Raw genomic sequence first — 18,243 nt, 5'->3', positions numbered from 1 at the left:
CTCACTCATAAACATTTACATTTTGCCATATTCCTGCTACTCTCAAAATATAGAAGAAAGGAAGGGTGTCACATGAACAAACGACTTCACTTATTTTCCGAATGGCTTCAAGAACAACATATTTCATTTGCGCTTATTACGTCAAGTCCGAACGTTTTTTATTTAAGCGGATTTTATTGCGATCCGCATGAACGGCTTTTGGCGTTGCTTGTTTTTCCGCACGAAGAGCCGGCATTAATTTGCCCGCAAATGGAAACGGCGCGCGCAAGACAAGCTGGATGGACGTATGAAATCATCGATTATGGAGATGCAGACAACCCGTGGCAGCTGCTTGAACGGCACGTTCGTGCCAAAAACATAAAAATCGATCGAATTGCTGTCGAAAAAAGCCATCTTTCTCTCGAGCGATATGAACAGCTTCAAGCATATTTCCAAGCGCGCTCGTGGCTGAACGCGGAAGAGAAGCTGCGGCAATTGCGGATGATCAAGGAAGAAAAAGAAATCGCCATATTGCGCCAGGCGGCGGAACTTGCGGACTACGCCGTCGAAGTAGGAGTAAACGCAATCGCTGAGGGAAAAACAGAATTAGATATTATCGCAGCGATTGAATACGAAATGAAGAAAAAAGGCGTGCGCGAAATGTCATTTGCCACAATGGTATTAGCCGGGGAAAACACAGCAAACCCTCACGGCGTTCCAGGGCTCACAACCATTCGTAAAGGCGACTTTGTCTTATTTGATTTGGGCGTAATTGTAGACGGTTATTGTTCAGATATTACAAGAACCGTTATATTCAAAAGCGCGACAGAAGAGCAAAAATTGATTTATGATACCGTTTTGCGCGCACAGTTGGCGGCGATTGATGCATGCAAACCAGGCGTGGAAATCGGCAGTGTCGATCGCGCCGCGAGATCGATCATTGAACAAGCCGGATACGGTCCGTATTTCACGCATCGCGTCGGTCACGGTCTAGGCATTGAATTGCACGAATATCCGTCTATGAACGCAGCAAACGCGATGCCGCTAGAACGCGGCATGACGTTCACGATTGAGCCGGGTATTTATGTTCCTTCCGTCGGCGGAGTACGCATTGAAGACGACGTGTTTATCACCGATAACGGTGCAGGGATTTTAACAAAATATCCGAAAGAACTTATCATCGTTTCATGAAACAAAAAAGAGCGGTATTCCCAACTTTGCCAAAATCGCTGCTCTTTTTTGGCGAAAAAGATCACGATGGTTTTCGCCTAAAAGCAATCGTTGTGCCTCGCTTTATGAGCAGCGTATTCAACGCAGCATCCCACTCCGCGTTCTCCCGCCATTCATGCGTTTTGCATGTTTCATTAGCAAATACGCGCAAAAACACCTCACTACACAAAGTGAGGTGTTTTTTTGGAAAATGCGCTCATTATCGGTAACGATGAATAACATTTACCCCCCCTGTCACATCAATGATCGCGCCTGTAATCATATCGGAATCTTCTTCACATAAAAAAGCGATAACGCGAGCAATATCTTCCCCTGTCCCTGAGCGTCCAATCGGGGTGTCAGCGTCTTTTATCGAACGCGAATAGGCAATCGTCGCCTCTTTCATCTCTCCGACGATATTGCCTGGGCAAACCATATTTGCGGTAATGCCATACTCCGCTTCCTCGAGCGCAATTGTTTTCGTTAACGAGACTAAACCGACTTTGGCGGCGCTGAACGCGGACCGATGCAGCCATCCCGGCGCTTCCGCCGCACCTTGAAAACCATATGTAATAATGCGTCCAAACCGTTGTTTTCTCATCACTGGAATCGTTTTTTTCAACAAATGAAATACGGCGCTTAAATTTCCCTCAATCATTTCGTACCATTCGTCTTCTGTGTAATCAGCCAATTTTTTTCGTTCAAAAATGTACGGCCCCGCATTATTGATTAAACAATCGATGCGTCCAAACCGATCGAGCGCCGCATCCACAAGAGCAAATAAATCTTCTTTTTTCGTAACATCACCGCGAACAAATTGCAGCCGTTCATCGAGATGGGCGTATTTTTGTTGCAGTGACCGCACCGCCGCTTCATCGCTTCGGTAATTGACGGTTACGGAATATCCTCTCTCTAGCAACAGTTCTGTTACTTTTCTCCCCAGCCCTTTCGCTCCGGCTGTGATGAGGGCATGTCGCACAACCACTCCTCCTCACCTTAACAACTTTTTGTCTTATCTTTACTTTACTATAAATATATGTCTAAACGCATCCATCTCGCCTTAAAAAATCACCATGGCGAATAAACACCATGAGGCACCAAACAACTTACTCACCAACTTCGCGTTCCGGATGATAACGAGGTTCATCGCGAGCAACAATCCCGCTATAATGCGCATCTATCATTTGCTCGCTAATTATTTTCGCTTCCTCCTCATCATATAACCCTTTATTATCACTTTTTTCCATTGCCGCCACTCCTTGTTCATAAAAATATCATACATACAGTAGTTTTCCATGTTGTTTGTGAGGTATACTGATAATAGAGATAGCATTTTTATCCAAAGGGGGAGTGGAGAACGATGGCAATGACGTACAAAACGATTGTTGTTGCGGTAGATGGTTCGAAAGAAGCGGAATGGGCATTCAAAAAAGCGATCGAAATCGCCAAACGCAACAATGCGAAGCTTGTTCTTTCCCACGTCATTGATTTGCGGGGGTTTGCAGCCGTCGAGGTGTATGACCGCGCCGCTGTTGAACGGGCTGAAGAATACGCAAAAGAACTGCTAAACGGTTACCAACAACAAGCGGCCGCCGCTGGATTAAGCGATGTTGTCATTGACATTGAATTTGGTTCTCCAAAAGTGAAAATCGCCAAGGACATAGCGCCAAAATATAAAGCTGATTTAATCATTTGTGGAGCTACCGGCCTAAACGCCGTCGAACGCCTCTTAATTGGAAGCGTTTCCGAACATATTACTCGTTATGCAAAGTGCGATGTGCTTGTTGTCCGGACGGAAAAAGAATAAGTGAATAAATGAAAAAACACTCCGCAGCGCAAACTACGGAGTGTTTATTATTTCTTTCGCTTTTTCCAACGCTTTTCTTACTTCAGCAAATCCCGTGCCGCCAGCGCTATTGCGGCGGTTCACGGCCGTGTAAGGCTTTAGCGCTTCATATATATCGTCTTCAAACAGCGGTGATGCCTCCTTATATGCTTCCAGCGGCAAATCAGCTAAAAATACGCCTCTTTCAATGCAAGTCAGCACAAGTTTGCCAACAATCTCATGCGCTTCGCGGAATGGCACCCCTTTGTTCGCCAAGTAATCGGCAAGCTCGGTTGCGTTTGAAAAATCTTGTTTTGTCGCTTTCTCCATAACATCGACGTTAACTTTCATCGTTTTAATCATGCCAGTAAAGATTTTCAGCGATCCAGTGACCGTTTTCACCGTATCAAACATGCCTTCTTTATCCTCTTGCATATCTTTATTGTATGCAAGCGGCGTTCCTTTCATCACAGTCAAAAGTGCCAATAAATTGCCGTACACCCGTCCCGTTTTGCCGCGGATTAACTCCGCCATATCCGGGTTTTTCTTTTGCGGCATAATGCTGCTTCCGGTCGCAAACGCATCATCGATTTCGATAAACTGAAACTCTTGGCTTGACCAAAGAATCAACTCTTCGCAAAAACGGGATAAGTGCATCATGAGCAGAGCGCTGTTGCTTAAAAATTCAATGATAAAATCACGGTCGCTCACCGCGTCGATGCTATTTTCGTAAATGCTGTCAAAACCAAGCAGCTCTGCGGTTAAATGCCGGTCGATGGGAAACGTCGTACCGGCAAGCGCTCCCGCTCCGAGCGGCGACTTATTAATGCGCTTTAATGATTCGCGGAATCGCTCGCGGTCGCGCTCGAGCATCCAAAAATAAGCGAGCAAATGATGGGCAAACGAAATCGGCTGCGCCCGCTGCAAATGCGTATATCCCGGCACGATCGTTTCCACGTGCTCCTCCGCTTTTTCGACAAGCACCTTTTGCAGCTCTTTAATCAATTCGATAATCTCGTTTACGCGTTTGCGCAAATATAAATGCATATCGGTTGCCACTTGGTCGTTGCGGCTTCTTCCTGTATGCAGTTTTCCGCCGACCGGACCAATTTCATCGATGAGCATTTTTTCAATATTTAAATGAATATCCTCATAAGCGACGGAAAATTCAAGTTTTCCTTGTTTCGCTTTTTTCAACAGCGCAAGCAGCCCACCCTTGATTTTTTCCACATCCTCGCTCGGCAAAATTCCACATTTACCAAGCATCGTGACGTGGGCGATGCTGCCTTCAATATCTTCTTCGGCTAACTCTTGGTCGAATGGGATCGACGCACCAAACTCGTCGACCCACTCTTCCGCTGTTTTCGTGAAACGTCCTCCCCAAAGTTTTTTCACACGGTCACCTTCTTTTGCTTATTGACGACGCTGTATACTTTCGTCGGCAATCCGTACAGGGAAATAAAGCCGACGGCCGCTTGATGGTCAAATTGGTCATCTGCCGTATATGTCGCAAGCTTTTCATCATATAAGGAGAATTCCGATTTGCGTCCTTCCACGATGGCATGGCCTTTGAACAGCTTTACGCGCACCACGCCGGTTACGTTTTTTTGCGTTTCTTTTAAGAAAGCAACAAGGGCATCTTTGATCGGCGAGAACCATAAACCGTTGTAAATGACTTCCGTCAATTTTTGCTCGATGATCGGTTTAAAATGTGCGACTTCCCTTACAAGCGTCAAATCCTCTAATTCTTTATGCGCTTTAATTAGCGTTATCGCTCCAGGGCATTCATACACTTCGCGTGATTTAATGCCTACCAAACGGTTTTCGACATGATCGATGCGTCCTACCCCATGTTTTCCCGCAATCGCATTTAGCTCCAAAATCAAATTGGCGAGCGAATACGGTTTGCCGTTTAATGTTTTCGGAACGCCTTGTTCAAAACCGATTTCGATGATTTCTGGAACATCTGGTGCATTTTCCAACGATGCCGTTAACTCGTACGCTTCTTCTGGAGGAGCCGCCCAAGGGTCCTCTAAAATACCGCACTCGTTGCTTCTTCCCCATAAATTTTTGTCAATGGAAAACGGGCTATCAATGTCAACTGGAATCGGAATGCCATGCTTTTTCGCATATTCGATTTCTTCTTCGCGCGACCAGCTCCATTCGCGTACTGGCGCTACGACTTCCAAGTTCGGATTCAACGCTTTAATCGATACTTCAAAGCGGACTTGGTCGTTTCCTTTGCCCGTGCATCCGTGCGCAACGGCAACCGCCCCTTCCAATTCGGCAATTTCGACTAGTTTTTTCGAAATGAGCGGGCGAGATAGCGCAGAAACAAGCGGATATTTTCCTTCATAAAGCGCGTGTGCCTGCAATGCAATAAGCGCATATTCATTCGCAAACTCTTCCTTGACGTCAATGACGTAAGACTTAATCGCTCCAACTTTCAACGCTTTTTCTTTCACAAAATCAAGATCTTTTCCTTCACCAAGATCCAGGCAGCACGCGATGACATCATAGCCTCGCTCTTGCAGCCATTTAATCGCAACAGATGTATCTAAACCGCCGGAATACGCCAACACAATTTTCGGATTAGTCATGCCGTTTTCCCCTTCCCTTTCACATAAATATACTTATATATAAATAAATATTCAAAAAGCTATATTATCAATTTACCAGCTTTTATAATGTTTTTCAATAGTTATTCATGAAAAAGTATAAAAATACTGATATTGGTTATTTCTGATCTTTTTTATACAATAGGGATATGGGGAAGTGAGGGAAAAAGCATGGAACAATATTTTATCTATGACCGGCGGCTTGGCATTCTGCTGCCGAAACTTGAAAAAGACTGGGAAGACTATAGCGAGGCGGAACAACAAGCGATTTTGCTGCGATGGGAAAACATTCGCGGAACCATTCCCGACCGCATTGCCGAACTCGAAAAGATCATTAGCAAAAAACAAGACGAGTTGAGCGAGGAAAGTGATTTCGCCCGCTCTTGTCAATTAAATTCGGAAATAGCGGAGCTCGCCTCAGTGATTAACGATTTATGGATTTGGTATCGCCTGAATCAAACAATATCGACGCACGCGCATCATGCCTAAGAGCAACTTCGGCGCTTGTTCTTCACAATAAAGCGAAAAAAGTGTCCGCTTCCTTAAACGGACACTTTTTCCTTTTCATCGCAAGTCTTTTCTTATTTCCCGCACCACGTGACTAATCTCCGGCAAAATCAACTTCATCATCGCAAGGCGCACCGCCCCCGACGATCCGGGCGTAGAAAAAATTGCTGTATCGTTCGCCACCCCAGCGATGGCTCTCGACAATATCGCTGCTGAGCCGATATCTTCCGTATAGCTTAACATGCGAAACAACTCGCCAAAGCCAACGATTTCTTTTTCAATGATTTCTTTTACTGTTTCGATCGTCACATCTCTTTTGGCGATGCCGGTGCCGCCGTTGGTTAGCACCGCGTCGATGTCTGGCTGTTCACATCCGCGCAAAATCGCCGAACGGATCGCTTCTTTTTCATCTTTCACAATCTCATAACTGACAACTTCATGTCCAGCTTCTTTCAATAAATCGATCATTAATTTTCCGCTTTTGTCCGTATCGATTGTTCTTGTGTCGCTAATAGTAATGACTTTGCAGCGGACGACACGCGGCGCTTCTTTTTTATGTTCCGTTACGCTCATATAGATCACCTATTTCATTATACATTATGTCTTTTTTATTTCCTAGATGGTGTTGCAAAGCTTGAATAAAAATTCAAAGTTATGCATAAGGGTGCAGCATCACACATACCGTAAATATCGATGAATTTTTCGTTCATAACGGCACAATTTTTTATAAAAAAGCAACCTTTCATATCCATTTTGGAATATGAAAGGTTGCTTTAGCAAGTTTTTGTTAGTTACAACTTCAAATTTTGGGTTGCAAATCCTATAAAAACCTTATAAATTTGCCAATCGGACAACGTCCCGGGCGATCATGACTTCTTCATTCGTTGGGATAACAAGCACTTTTACCGGCGAATGCGGATAGCTGATGAACGCTTCTTTGCCGCGTACTTTATTTAATGCAGGGTCCCAGTATACCCCCATAAATTCGAGGCCGCGCAATACTTTGGCACGGATCAGTTCACTGTTTTCACCAATTCCAGCGGTGAAAATAATCGCATCAACACCGCACATGCGCGCCGCATAAGAACCGATATATTTATGAATGCGGCTCGCAAACACCTCAAGCGCCAGTTCCGCACGTTCATGTCCTTCTGCCGCCGCTTTTTCCAAATCACGTAAGTCGCTAGAAATGCCGGAAATACCAAGCATTCCGCTTTTCTTATTTAATACTTCGACTACCTCTTCAGCAGTCATTCCCGTCTTTTCCATAATATAAGGGATGAGCGCCGGATCAATGTTTCCAGAACGCGTCCCCATCGCCACACCGGCAAGCGGCGTAAAGCCCATGGACGTATCGATCGATTTTCCTCCTTCTACTGCAGCGATGCTGGCGCCATTTCCGAGGTGGCAAGAAATAAGGCGGAGATGTTCAATTGGACGGCCGAGCAATTCAGCGGCGCGTTGTGTGACATATTTATGTGATGTGCCATGGAAGCCGTATTTGCGAATGCCGAATTTTGTATAATATTCATATGGGAGGCTGTACAAAAACGACTGCTCCGGCATCGTTTGATGAAACGCCGTATCAAATACCGCCACGGCAGGCACATTCGGCAGCACTTCTTGAAACGCTTTAATCCCGGTAATGTTTGCTGGATTATGAAGGGGAGCAAGTTCGGACACTTCTTCGATCTGCTTTAATACTTCATCCGTAATGAGTACGGAATCACTGAATTTTTCGCCGCCATGCACAACGCGGTGGCCAATTCCGTCGATTTCATCAAACGAGCGAATAATTCTGTGCCCCATGAGCCTGTCGAGCAGCATTTTCACAGCTACTGCATGATTCGGAATCGCAGTGACTTCTTGAAATTTCTCGCCATTGACAGTGATGGTAAAAATGGCGTCATCGAAACCGATTCGTTCCACCATTCCTTTTGTTAAAACCTTTTCGCTTGGCATTTCAAATAATTGAAACTTTAATGATGAACTGCCGGCGTTAATCGCTAAAATTTTCGCCATATTTCCAAACAACTCCCTTAATCATTCATCTTTTGTCGTTATCATATTTTGTTCAATTTTTCACTATTTCACTATACCTTTTTAATTTTATGATTGTTCGTAATCTCTTTCAAGCAAATTCTGTTATGCAACCGATTACAATTTTATGTTTTTATCTTTCGAAAATAGAAATAGTTACTATCTTTTGAAAATAAAAAATAGTTCCCGCTCATCGTCGGGAACTGTTTTACTTTCCTTTTTCTTCCGTGATCCATTCATCAATTTTTCGCATCATTGCCCGCATCGCCTGTTTATTGGAGAAACGTGGAAGTTCCGCCAAGAGCGCTTTTTTCGGAGCCCTCACGTTTTCCCCTTTCTTTTGCAAAATAAAAATGCTTTTTGCCGCCCGTTCTGTTTTAAACATTGACAGCGGCAACTGCAACAGCCCTTGAATGACCGCGTGCTCTTTAATAAATTCATGGAGTTTTGCCGCCTGATCGCTTGAAAATAACGTATTTGGAATTAAGAAAAACAAGTAACCGCCTTCTTTCGTATAATACAAGCTTTGTTCAATGAACAAATGGTGGGCGTATGAATGCCCTTCTTCCGCCTTTAAGACAAAGCGAGAAGCGTTTTCTTTATGCGGGTAATAGCCGACGGGCAAGTCACATACAATTACATCGGCAAGCTCCACAAATAGCGGCTGCAAACCGTCTTGATTAAAAAACTGAATCGCGTGTTTTTGCAAATTCGCGTTCACATACGCCAGCTTGATTAATACGTCGTCTATGTCCACACCGTAACTTTTCGTTTGCTTTCCTTTAAGATGGTTAAGCACCGTCGTCAGCAAATTCGCCGTGCCGACGGCAGGATCAAGAATCGTCAGGGCAAGATGTTTGCGAGTGAATTGATTGACTAAATAGCTTATAAATAAACTAACCGCATCTGGAGTCATTTGATGATGCGGCTGCGTATATTCCTTCATCCCTTTTAACACCGCAAGCTGAAATGCTTTTCGTATTTCTTCGTTCGTAAACCTCTCAAGTTGAATGTCGTTATATTCTTTTTTAAGGCGCTGCGCGTTTGCTTCGCTCACTTCTTCTTGAAGAACGTCGCCGTGAAACACGTTTTCTCCCGTTTCCGCCACCGCTTCTAAATAGGTGCATTGCAATTCATCTTGCAAGATTTTGGCCGTTTCGTCGAACAGCGTAAACAAGCGTTCTACTGGAGTTGCCATTGTTTCTCCACCTTTCCGGTAAGTGTCCAATAGTTTATTGTACGATGGACATGATATGATGGCAAGAATATTAAACATATGAAAAGACCTCGAAACGATCGAGGTCTTTTCATTTATATTTTATTTCGCCGCTTTTGCCGCTTCGATTGCCGCTTCATAGTTCGGATGATTTGTCACTTCCGGCACATATTCCGCATATGTTACGATATCATTGCTGTCAATGACAAACACCGCACGCGCCAATAAGCGCAATTCTTTAATAAGCACGCCGTACGCTTGCCCAAACGAAACATCGCGATGGTCAGAAAGGACTTGCACGTTTTCCACGCCCGCGGCGCCGCACCAGCGTTTTTGCGCAAACGGCAAATCCACACTGATCGTCAATACTTTTACGTTATCCAGTTTCGCCGCTTCTTCATTAAACCGGCGTGTTTGCGCGTCGCAAACGCCTGTATCCAAAGACGGAACGACGCTGATCAAACGGACATGACCTTTCGTATCCGCAAGCGTGACTTCCGATAAATCATTAGCCAGCACTTTAAAATCAGGGGCTTTGTCCCCCACCTTTACTTCGTTGCCGACTAATGTTACCGGTTTTCCTTTAAAGGTTACTTGTGCCATTGGTTTTCCCCCTCAAAATTAATGTACTATTGTCATCATAAAGGGAACACCAAAAAATTTCAATGATTTCAACTATTTAAATGTTAAAATCTTGTTTTTGCGTGGACGGCGGCGAGTCATTTTTATTTTTCTTCAACATCGCTTGTATTTTTTCAATCGCCTCTGGGGCTACGTCGAGAATTTTTTCATATAAATGAGTGCTTTCATCAAGATGAAGCAGCTTTATTCCTGAAGAGCTGACCACCAAAAAGGCGATTGGCGTAATGGAAACACCGCCGCCGCTTCCGCCGCCAAACGGATGCTCGTTCGCCTGCGTCTGGCTAAGCCCCTGTTGCTGGCTGACGCCATTTTTGTTGCCATCCATCATAAATTCACTACCGCCCGCGGCAAATCCAAATCCTACTTTGGAAACCGTTAAAATCACGCTCCCATCCGGCGTTTCCACCGGATCGCCGATGATCGTATTGACATCAATCATTTGTTTTAAATTTTCCATCGCGGTTGTCATCAGCCCTTGAATTGGATGATTGTTCATGCGAGATTCCTCCTAGTAGCTTTCATTTGCATGATTGGTAACAAACGTTCTTATTTTCGACAAACGATTGCCACGCCAATATTTCACTATTCGTATTCCTGCTAACATAGCATGCCCGATTCGAAAATGAATCATACATACGAATTTTGTTTCGGAAACGGCTTCATGAAAAGATGGAGTAATCATAAAAAAAGGAGACGTTTTTAGTTTCATATATTTGCTGAAAAACGCGAGCAAATTGTATTTTAACGACCACCCTAACCCGACGATCATCCCTGTCGTCGCCGCATCCCCTGTTCCGATTTTCGTCTGCCATTCGAATTTCGTGATGGATATATGTCCAAGAAATTTTTTTATAATTTCATTCAGCCGTACGACATGCTTGGCAAACTCCTTCATTTTCTGAAAATTATTGATTATTTCCTTCGGCGTATACTTGCTTCGTTTCACCGTTCCTTTCGAAATATTTTTTATTGTCTCTTGATGGGCAATGGCAACGCCCGGCGGCTCTGTTTCTATTTTCACAAGCGGTATATGTATCGTATAACGAATCATTCCAAATAACGTTTGAAACGTAAATTTCCATTCATTATTACCTTGTGCATGTTGAAAAAAAATCGTAATCGACAACTTCATCATCGATAACAAAAAAAGTAAGAAAAAAAGCAGGACAACGATACAAACGATCAGTTTCAACCTCAGCACTCCCTTTCATCATGCTATTGTCGCCATATGCCCAAAAAAATAAACCTGCCATATTGGCAGGTTTATTCGTAAATGACGAGCGTATCAGCGAACTGGTCATGCATCCCTTTTTTCTTTTCTGAAAAAGCGACAAAAAGAAATCCGATGAATAAAATGGTTTTTGCGATAAATTTTCCGATCACTTCACGAAATAACACCGTCGTCCATGTCAACGGCCTTCCTGACTCATCGATCACTTTCATCCCAAATACCATCTTTCCTAACGTTTGTTGAAAAAATTTCGTCATCAACACAAAATACGCGTAAAATGTCACGGTTGTGGCGATCGTCGCCGGCGCAAACATGCTCGTCCGCTCGACCGAAATATCGAGCAGATGCAAAAACGGAAAAACAAGCAGACGGTTGATGCTGCCGACAACAAGCAAATCGAGCAAATATGCCCAAAAACGCATCCAAAACCCGGCGTAGCGCACATGCGAAGATGCATTGGCGCAAGTTGCATTTCTTGTCTCTGCTGGAATGGACAGATACTCTCCGGTCATTTTTTCACTTCCTTTATTCAGCATATAAATACATTAAGCGCGGTGACAAAGGGTTAGAGAGCAATTTGATTAATTCGGTCGCTTCATGCTTTGGAGCTATAGTCCGATTTAGCCCCATTTTAAATAAAGAACCGAACGAAAAGTCATTGGTATATTTCACCACTTGCGCGTCCGCCAAATCGTAGTCTTTTTTTATCGCGGCAATCGTGTCGTCTAAATAGCCGAACTCATCGATCAGCTTTAACTGCTTCGCTTGGCGGCCGTCATAAATTCGGCCATCTGCCATTTTTCGCACTTCGCTTTCTGGAAGGTGTCTACCTTCCGAAATTACTTTGACAAACCCTTCATAAGAATTATGGATTAATCGCTGCAATATTTCTTTTTCTTCTTCCGTCATCTTTCTTGTCGGGTTCATAATATCTTTATACGGCCCGCTTTTAATCGTAACAAGCTCCACACCGTATTTTTTGGCAAGTCCCTCATAATTCAAACTTTGCATAATTACTCCTAACGATCCCGTCAGCGTCTCCGGGCTTGCGAAAATTTTGTCGGCCGCCGTTGAAATGTAATATCCTCCAGAAGCCGCCATCGCCCCCATTGAAACATAAATCGGTTTTTTCGTTTCTTTCTTTAGCTTAAGCAGTTGATCGTGAATTTCCGCGCTTTCCACGACACCGCCACCCGGTGAGTTGACGCGTAAAACGATCGCCTTCACCGCATCATCGTTTTTTGCCTGTTCAATCATTCGTAAAAATGATTGATGATCATATCCTGACGCAGTAAACAGCTCCCCCGCATCTCCAACATCTTGAATGACCCCGTTTACTTCAAGAACGACGATTTTTTGAGATTGATCGCCATCTTCGAGCACCTCTTCACTAAACTCTTGTTCCGCTAAGGCAAACCAGTTTTCCGTCCACTTTTCAGCATCATTTGTTAACATTGTCGTGATGACATTGACTAACACTGAAATAATAAATAATACAGCTGCAATAGACAATGCTATCCAGCGCTTTCGATTCATTGTTTCTTCCCCCTATAGAAACGGTTATTTTTAGATTTGTGTAAAAATGTTACACTAAATATGTATACTTTATTTATTGTACCATAATTACAGGTTCACTAAAATATAACAATTAGGAGGATTCCCGATGGCAGGCTTTCGCAATCATCTATATTTTTTTTACAAGCATGACGATCAACTCGTCAAACGAGTTGAACCGCTGATCGCGCTCGCGAAACAGGGACCGTTTGTCGTCGTCGATGACCATCGCGAAGCCAATATCATCGTCAGTATCGGGAACGATGGCGCATTTTTGCAAGCGGTGCGACAAACAGGTTTTCGCAATGACTGCTTATATGTCGGCATTTCAACACTTCCGTCGCGCGGATTTTACTGTGACTTTCAAATCGATGACATCGATCATATGGTAGAAGCGACACAAAATTTGCAGCTAGAAGTGAGAAAATACCCAATTATTCAAGTTACCATCGATGACAACGCTTCCTTTTTCTGCTTAAATGAATGTTCCATCCGCTCACAAATTATTAAGACGTTGGCGATGGACGTGTTTATCGATGATTTGCATTTTGAAACATTCCGCGGCGACGGAATCATCGTTTCGACACCGACGGGAAGCACAGCGTATAATAAATCGGTCAACGGCGCAGTCGTTGATCCGCTTCTTCCTTGCTTTCAAGTGAGCGAGCTGGCCTCCCTCAACAATAACCGTTACCGAACGCTCGGGTCATCATTTATTTTAAGCGGGCAGCGGAAACTAACATTAAAAATGTCCGAAGAAACAAGCCATTTTCCAATTATCGGCCTAGATAATGAGGCATTAAGCATTCAACACATTGAAAAAATCGATATTGTCTTAAGCGACAGAGTGATCAAAACTGTCCGTTTAAAAGACAATTCTTTCTGGGATAAAGTAAAGCGAACGTTTTTATAAAGAAAGCGGATGCAGTGGAATTTACTCCAAAAGCGATGTTTTTATTGTCTGGCCGCAAATGTTTTCTCCAAACGGAAAAAGGGGCTGTTTCCGATTCGAAACAGCCCCTTTTCTTATTGATGCTTGGCAAGGCGCATTTCGCGTTCGCGCAGCTCCACGCGGCGGATTTTTCCCGATGCCGTCTTCGGCAAATCGTCGACAAATTCAATTTTGCGCGGATACTTATACGGTGCGGTAAGCTGCTTCACATGCTCCTGCAGCTTTGGAATCAACGTCGGGTCATTTTTATCTACCCCTTCGCGAAGAACGACGAACGCTTTTACGACATGGCCGCGTACTTCATCCGGACTGGCGACGACAGCGCATTCTTTTACAGCAGGGTGCTTGACAAGAGCGTCTTCTACTTCAAACGGTCCGATTGTATACCCGGAGCTAATGATAATGTCATCTCCTCTCCCTTCAAACCAGAAATATCCGTCTTCATCCTTTTTCGCTTTATCCCCCGTAATATAATAATCTCCCCGGAATTGCATCGCCGTTCTTTCTGGATCTTTGTAGTAATACTTAAATAACGTTGGAGTTTCAACGTGGACGGCGATATCGCCAACTTCACCGACGGCGCACGGTTCACCGTTTTCGTTAATAATCTCAACGCGGTTTCCCGGCGTTGGTTTGCCCATGGAACCTGGTTTGATCTTCATTCCTTTCATGACGCCGACAAGCAACGTATTCTCTGTTTGTCCATATCCATCGCGTACTTGAATATTGAAATATTTTTCAAACGTGTCAATCACTTCACGGTTAAGCGGCTCCCCGGCAGATACGGCGCTATGAAGATGCGGGAGCTTATAATCACCGATGTTCGGTACTTTCGCCATCAGCCGATACTCCGTCGGCGTGCAACAAAGAACGTTTACTTCGTACTTGCTTAAAAGCTGCAAATATTTTTCCGGATCAAACCGGCCATAATAGACAAACCCTGTTGCACCAGAACCGAGTGCCGATAAAAACGGGCTCCAAATCCATTTTTGCCATCCTGGGCCGGCGGTCGCCCAGACGAGATCGTTTTCCTCAATACATAACCAATTTTTCGCGGCGATGCGCAAATGCGCATACGCCCATCCGTGCGAATGAACGACCCCTTTCGGATTTCCGGTCGTTCCCGATGTATAGGATAAAAACGCCATATCATCACGGGATGTGTCCGCAGCAACCAGTTCATCGCTTTCCGCCCTCATCTTTTCCTCTAAATAGATCCAACCGTCCAGTTTCGTCTTTCCGACGATGAATTTCACGATATGATCAATGCCTTCCATCGGCGCAAATTGATCCACGTATGGCTCATACACGACAACTGCCTTTGCTTCGCCGTGGGAAATGCGGTACTGCAAATCCTTCGTCCGCAGCATTTCCGAACTTGGAATCACTACCAAGCCCGCTTTTAACGCTCCTAAATATACTTCATACGCTTCAATTAAGCGAGGAACCATAACAAGCACTTTATCGCCTTTTTCAAGCCCTTGCTTTAATAAAGCGTTTCCAATCCGATTCGCGCGTTTGATTAAATCACCGTATGTAATCTCCCGCGTTTCCCCTTGTTCGCTTTCCCATTTCAACGCGATTTTATTCGGATTAGCCAGCGCGTGTTTTTCGATTTCTGACGTCAAATTATAGCGTTCAGGAGCGATTAAATCTTCCCGTTTCATTTTCTCCAACTCCCCTTTTATCAATAATAAGTAAGAACGTGCCATTCATATTATACAAAACAATTTTTATATTTTGAATATTTTTTAAAAATAATAAAAGGCGGGAAAATCCCGCCTCCGCAGCCATATATATTCAATTAAAATGTTTGTTGTGTACCGCCTAATTGTTGTTGCGCCATAGCAACAAGGCGTTTTGTAATCTCTCCACCAACAGAACCGTTAGCGCGAGAAGTAGTGTCAGCGCCTAATTTTACACCAAATTCTTGAGCAATTTCGTATTTCATTTGTTCAAGGGCTTGTTGTGCTCCCGGAACAATCAATTGATTCGAATTGTTGTTACGTGCCATATGTTTTCACCTCCTTGTATCTATAGAATGCGTGAAAACATATGGCTTCATGCATTTATGATTTTGGTAAATTTTGAGATTTAGAATAACTGTTCAAACTCATCTTCCGCCGCAAAGTTTTCATCGATCACCATCGTTTCCGTATTCGCCACCGCCTTTTCTATTAATGGCTGCAAATCGACAAAACTTTCATAATGAACCACTTTTTCTTTCTTTGGTTTCGTTTTTGGTGATCTTGGCGTAAAAATGGTGCAGCAATCTTCATACGGCAAAATCGAAATATCGTGCGTATCGATTTTCTTAGCGATCTCGATAATTTCTGTTTTATCCATCGACACAAGCGGCCGCAAAATCGGTGTTGTTGTAACATCATTAATGACAAACATGCTTTCTAGCGTTTGACTGGCAACTTGACCAAGGCTTTCCCCTGTCACAATCGCAAGCGCGCGGTGACGCTGGCGCAACGCGTCGGTGATTTTCAACATCGCTCTTCTCGTCGAAATAAGCGAGTATTCATTTGGCACTTGTTTATAGATCGCTTGCTGCACTTCCGTAAAAGGCACAATGTGGAGCTTTATTGTTCCTCCGTATGTGGTTAATTTTTTCACTAAATCAATTACTTTCTGTTTCGCCCGTTCGCTTGTAAACGGAGGGCTGAAAAAGTGAACCGCTTCTATCTCCAATCCGCGTTTCATCGCCAAATACCCAGCAACAGGACTGTCGATTCCACCAGAAAGCATGAGCATCGCTTTGCCGCTCGTTCCCACCGGCAACCCGCCGGGGCCCGGAATATCGCGACATGTTACGTACGTACCATCTCTGCGAACTTCCACGCGGACGTTGATATCAGGTTCGTGTACATTTACTGTCAATCCATCTGTATTTCGCAAAATATGAGCGCCAATTTCATGATTCAACGCGTTGCTTCCATACGGGAATTGCTTATCCACTCTCCGTGCGCTTACTTTAAACGTTTTCCCTTTATAAGGAAGCTGTTTGACAGCCGCCAATGCGGTTTCTTTTATTTCATTTAATTCATTATTGCACTTCATCGCCAAACTAAATGAATGGATGCCAAATACCGTTTTTAATTTGTCAATGATCGGTTCATGCGGTTCCCCGTTTAGTAAAATGTACATGCGGTCACGCATATATTCAATTTTAATATTTGGAAACGCCTGAAGTTTTTCGGCGACATTATCTTTTAAACGGCGAACAAACAAGTTTCGATTTCTCCCTTTTGTCGTCATTTCTCCATAGCGAATTAAAATACGGTCATACTTCATAGTGTTTACCTCGTTACCTCTCTTAATTTTTCGATTGCCTCCTTCATTGCGGCGATGGCAGTTGGGATTTCTTCGAGCGTATTTTCAAAAGAAAGGCTGATGCGAATGCCGCTTTCCGCTCGTTGATCGTCCGCACCCATCGCCAACAATGTTTTGCTTGGCGCCTTCTTTTTCGATGAACACGCCGATGTAGTAGAAACAAAAATATCGCGTTTTTCCAACTCGTGAACAAATACTTCCGGTTTAATGCCATTTAGCGAAAAGTTAATAATATGCGGCGCCGAATGCGCCAACGGCGTATTGATTTGAATAGAAGGAATCGCTTTTAATTCATTTAACCACGCTTGCTTGACCTCAAGCAAATAATCGATTTGTCGATCATATTTTTCCAGTGACATCCGCAACGCTTTTGCCATCGCCACAATCGCCGGAACATTTTCGGTCCCGGAACGGAGCTGCATTTCCTGTCCCCCACCGGCGAGCAGCGGCGAAAGCTGGACTCCTTGGCGAACGTATAAAATCCCCGCACCGCGCAATCCATGAAACTTATGTGCCGACATCGTGCATAAATCAATATGCGCTTTTTTCATATCGAGCGGCACTTTGCTAATCCCTTGCACACGATCGACATGAAAAATTGTTTTCGGATAGCGCGCTAGCAACGCCCCGATCTCTTCTACAGGCTGAATGGCGCCAACTTCGTTGTTGACGTGCATGATCGAGACAAGGATCGTATCATCGCGCAGCGCCTTTTTTACTTCCTCGACGGTAACGATCCCGTTTTCGTTCACCGGTAAATATGTCACTTCAAACCCTAACTGTTCCAATTGTTGGCAAGGCTCTGATACGGACGGATGCTCAATCGCCGTTGTGATAATATGGTTGCCGCGATGGCGATACTGCAACGCGACTCCTTTTATCGCAAAATTATTTGCTTCCGTTCCTCCGGATGTAAAAATAATTTCATTCGGTTTTACCTCTAATGCTGCGGCAATTTGCTCACGAGCTTGCGTTAACAGCCGCTCCGCTTTCATTCCTAATTCATGAAGAGAGGACGGATTTCCAAAATATTTTGTCGCCACCGTGACAAACGAATCGACCACTTCAGGAAACGGTTTTGTTGTTGCGCTGTTATCTAAATAAATCATTGCGTCCATCCTCCGATTATAT

Annotated in this window: 20 protein-coding genes; 4 read left to right on the top strand and 16 right to left on the bottom strand. The window is 44.1% G+C overall.

What is annotated here, in order from left to right; translation table 11 throughout:
- Positions 1–72 precede the first annotated feature (72 nt).
- Positions 73–1,170, top strand: a complete 1,098-nt coding sequence (locus MWM02_RS03895; RefSeq protein WP_244402985.1) for a M24 family metallopeptidase — start codon at positions 73–75, stop codon at positions 1,168–1,170.
- Between the two features lie 238 nt (positions 1,171–1,408).
- Here the strand turns inward: MWM02_RS03895 and MWM02_RS03890 are convergent, their stop codons facing one another.
- Both MWM02_RS03890 and MWM02_RS03885 read right to left on the bottom strand, forming a co-directional pair.
- Entirely contained in the window at positions 1,409–2,167 is a 759-nt protein-coding gene (locus tag MWM02_RS03890) for an SDR family oxidoreductase (protein ID WP_064549559.1), read from the bottom strand.
- A 127-nt stretch (positions 2,168–2,294) separates the two neighbouring features.
- Entirely contained in the window at positions 2,295–2,435 is a 141-nt protein-coding gene (locus MWM02_RS03885) for a hypothetical protein (protein WP_244402984.1), read from the bottom strand.
- A 113-nt stretch (positions 2,436–2,548) separates the two neighbouring features.
- Between MWM02_RS03885 and MWM02_RS03880 the strand changes: the two genes are divergently transcribed.
- On the top strand, positions 2,549–2,995 hold the full coding sequence (locus MWM02_RS03880; protein ID WP_064549558.1) for a universal stress protein: 447 nt from the start codon (positions 2,549–2,551) through the stop codon (positions 2,993–2,995).
- Positions 2,996–3,028: 33 nt separating this feature from the next.
- On the opposite strand, the gene argH is transcribed toward MWM02_RS03880, so the two are convergent.
- Both argH and MWM02_RS03870 read right to left on the bottom strand, forming a co-directional pair.
- Complete coding sequence (gene argH / locus MWM02_RS03875) at positions 3,029–4,408, bottom strand: argininosuccinate lyase (RefSeq protein ID WP_064549557.1); 1,380 nt, start codon at positions 4,406–4,408, stop codon at positions 3,029–3,031.
- On the bottom strand, positions 4,405–5,613 hold the full coding sequence (locus MWM02_RS03870; RefSeq protein ID WP_064549556.1) for an argininosuccinate synthase: 1,209 nt from the start codon (positions 5,611–5,613) through the stop codon (positions 4,405–4,407). The genes argH and MWM02_RS03870 overlap by 4 nt, the downstream gene beginning before the upstream one ends.
- A gap of 189 nt (positions 5,614–5,802) precedes the next feature.
- Between MWM02_RS03870 and MWM02_RS03865 the strand changes: the two genes are divergently transcribed.
- Entirely contained in the window at positions 5,803–6,120 is a 318-nt protein-coding gene (locus MWM02_RS03865; protein ID WP_064549555.1) for a hypothetical protein, read from the top strand.
- Positions 6,121–6,195: 75 nt separating this feature from the next.
- On the opposite strand, the gene MWM02_RS03860 is transcribed toward MWM02_RS03865, so the two are convergent.
- From MWM02_RS03860 to sppA, 8 genes are all read right to left on the bottom strand, one after another.
- The gene (locus tag MWM02_RS03860) at positions 6,196–6,711 is read right to left on the bottom strand and encodes a MogA/MoaB family molybdenum cofactor biosynthesis protein (protein ID WP_064549554.1); all 516 of its coding nucleotides are present in this window, start codon (positions 6,709–6,711) and stop codon (positions 6,196–6,198) included.
- 258 nt (positions 6,712–6,969) lie between these two features.
- Positions 6,970–8,160: an acetate kinase gene (locus tag MWM02_RS03855; RefSeq protein WP_064549553.1), complete on the bottom strand. Its 1,191-nt coding sequence runs from the start codon at positions 8,158–8,160 to the stop codon at positions 6,970–6,972.
- A gap of 226 nt (positions 8,161–8,386) precedes the next feature.
- Positions 8,387–9,376: a class I SAM-dependent methyltransferase gene (locus MWM02_RS03850; protein WP_064549552.1), complete on the bottom strand. Its 990-nt coding sequence runs from the start codon at positions 9,374–9,376 to the stop codon at positions 8,387–8,389.
- A 120-nt stretch (positions 9,377–9,496) separates the two neighbouring features.
- Positions 9,497–9,997 carry a thiol peroxidase gene (gene tpx, locus MWM02_RS03845; RefSeq protein ID WP_064549551.1) on the bottom strand — a complete coding sequence of 167 codons (501 nt, stop codon included), beginning with the start codon at positions 9,995–9,997 and terminating at the stop codon, positions 9,497–9,499.
- Between the two features lie 76 nt (positions 9,998–10,073).
- Positions 10,074–10,532 (bottom strand): GerW family sporulation protein, encoded by a 459-nt coding sequence (gene ytfJ / locus MWM02_RS03840; RefSeq protein ID WP_064549550.1) that lies wholly within the window; start codon positions 10,530–10,532, stop codon positions 10,074–10,076.
- A gap of 12 nt (positions 10,533–10,544) precedes the next feature.
- Positions 10,545–11,237, bottom strand: a complete 693-nt coding sequence (locus MWM02_RS03835; RefSeq protein WP_232509481.1) for a DUF2953 domain-containing protein — start codon at positions 11,235–11,237, stop codon at positions 10,545–10,547.
- A 62-nt stretch (positions 11,238–11,299) separates the two neighbouring features.
- Positions 11,300–11,779, bottom strand: a complete 480-nt coding sequence (locus MWM02_RS03830; protein WP_244402983.1) for an RDD family protein — start codon at positions 11,777–11,779, stop codon at positions 11,300–11,302.
- Between the two features lie 13 nt (positions 11,780–11,792).
- Positions 11,793–12,803: a signal peptide peptidase SppA gene (sppA, locus tag MWM02_RS03825; RefSeq protein ID WP_064549548.1), complete on the bottom strand. Its 1,011-nt coding sequence runs from the start codon at positions 12,801–12,803 to the stop codon at positions 11,793–11,795.
- A gap of 127 nt (positions 12,804–12,930) precedes the next feature.
- Here sppA and MWM02_RS03820 point away from each other — a divergent pair, with 127 nt between their 5' ends.
- Complete coding sequence (locus MWM02_RS03820) at positions 12,931–13,734, top strand: NAD kinase (protein WP_244402982.1); 804 nt, start codon at positions 12,931–12,933, stop codon at positions 13,732–13,734.
- Between the two features lie 113 nt (positions 13,735–13,847).
- Here MWM02_RS03820 and mbcS read toward each other — a convergent pair whose 3' ends face one another.
- The 4 genes from mbcS to MWM02_RS03800 all read right to left on the bottom strand — a co-directional run bounded on the left by mbcS (position 13,848) and on the right by MWM02_RS03800 (position 18,221).
- The gene (mbcS, locus tag MWM02_RS03815; RefSeq protein WP_244402981.1) at positions 13,848–15,440 is read right to left on the bottom strand and encodes an acyl-CoA synthetase MbcS; all 1,593 of its coding nucleotides are present in this window, start codon (positions 15,438–15,440) and stop codon (positions 13,848–13,850) included.
- A gap of 137 nt (positions 15,441–15,577) precedes the next feature.
- Positions 15,578–15,787 carry an alpha/beta-type small acid-soluble spore protein gene (locus tag MWM02_RS03810; RefSeq protein ID WP_064549545.1) on the bottom strand — a complete coding sequence of 70 codons (210 nt, stop codon included), beginning with the start codon at positions 15,785–15,787 and terminating at the stop codon, positions 15,578–15,580.
- Positions 15,788–15,867: 80 nt separating this feature from the next.
- Positions 15,868–17,073, bottom strand: a complete 1,206-nt coding sequence (thiI, locus tag MWM02_RS03805) for a tRNA uracil 4-sulfurtransferase ThiI (protein WP_244402980.1) — start codon at positions 17,071–17,073, stop codon at positions 15,868–15,870.
- Positions 17,074–17,078: 5 nt separating this feature from the next.
- Positions 17,079–18,221 carry a cysteine desulfurase family protein gene (locus tag MWM02_RS03800; RefSeq protein WP_064549543.1) on the bottom strand — a complete coding sequence of 381 codons (1,143 nt, stop codon included), beginning with the start codon at positions 18,219–18,221 and terminating at the stop codon, positions 17,079–17,081.
- Positions 18,222–18,243: the final 22 nt, after the last annotated feature.

Origin of the sequence: Parageobacillus sp. KH3-4 (assembly GCF_022846435.1) — a bacterium.
Classification (GTDB): domain Bacteria; phylum Bacillota; class Bacilli; order Bacillales; family Anoxybacillaceae; genus Parageobacillus; species Parageobacillus thermoglucosidasius_A.
Note: the sequence above shows the minus strand (reverse complement) of the source record. Positions and strands in the feature narration are given on the sequence as shown.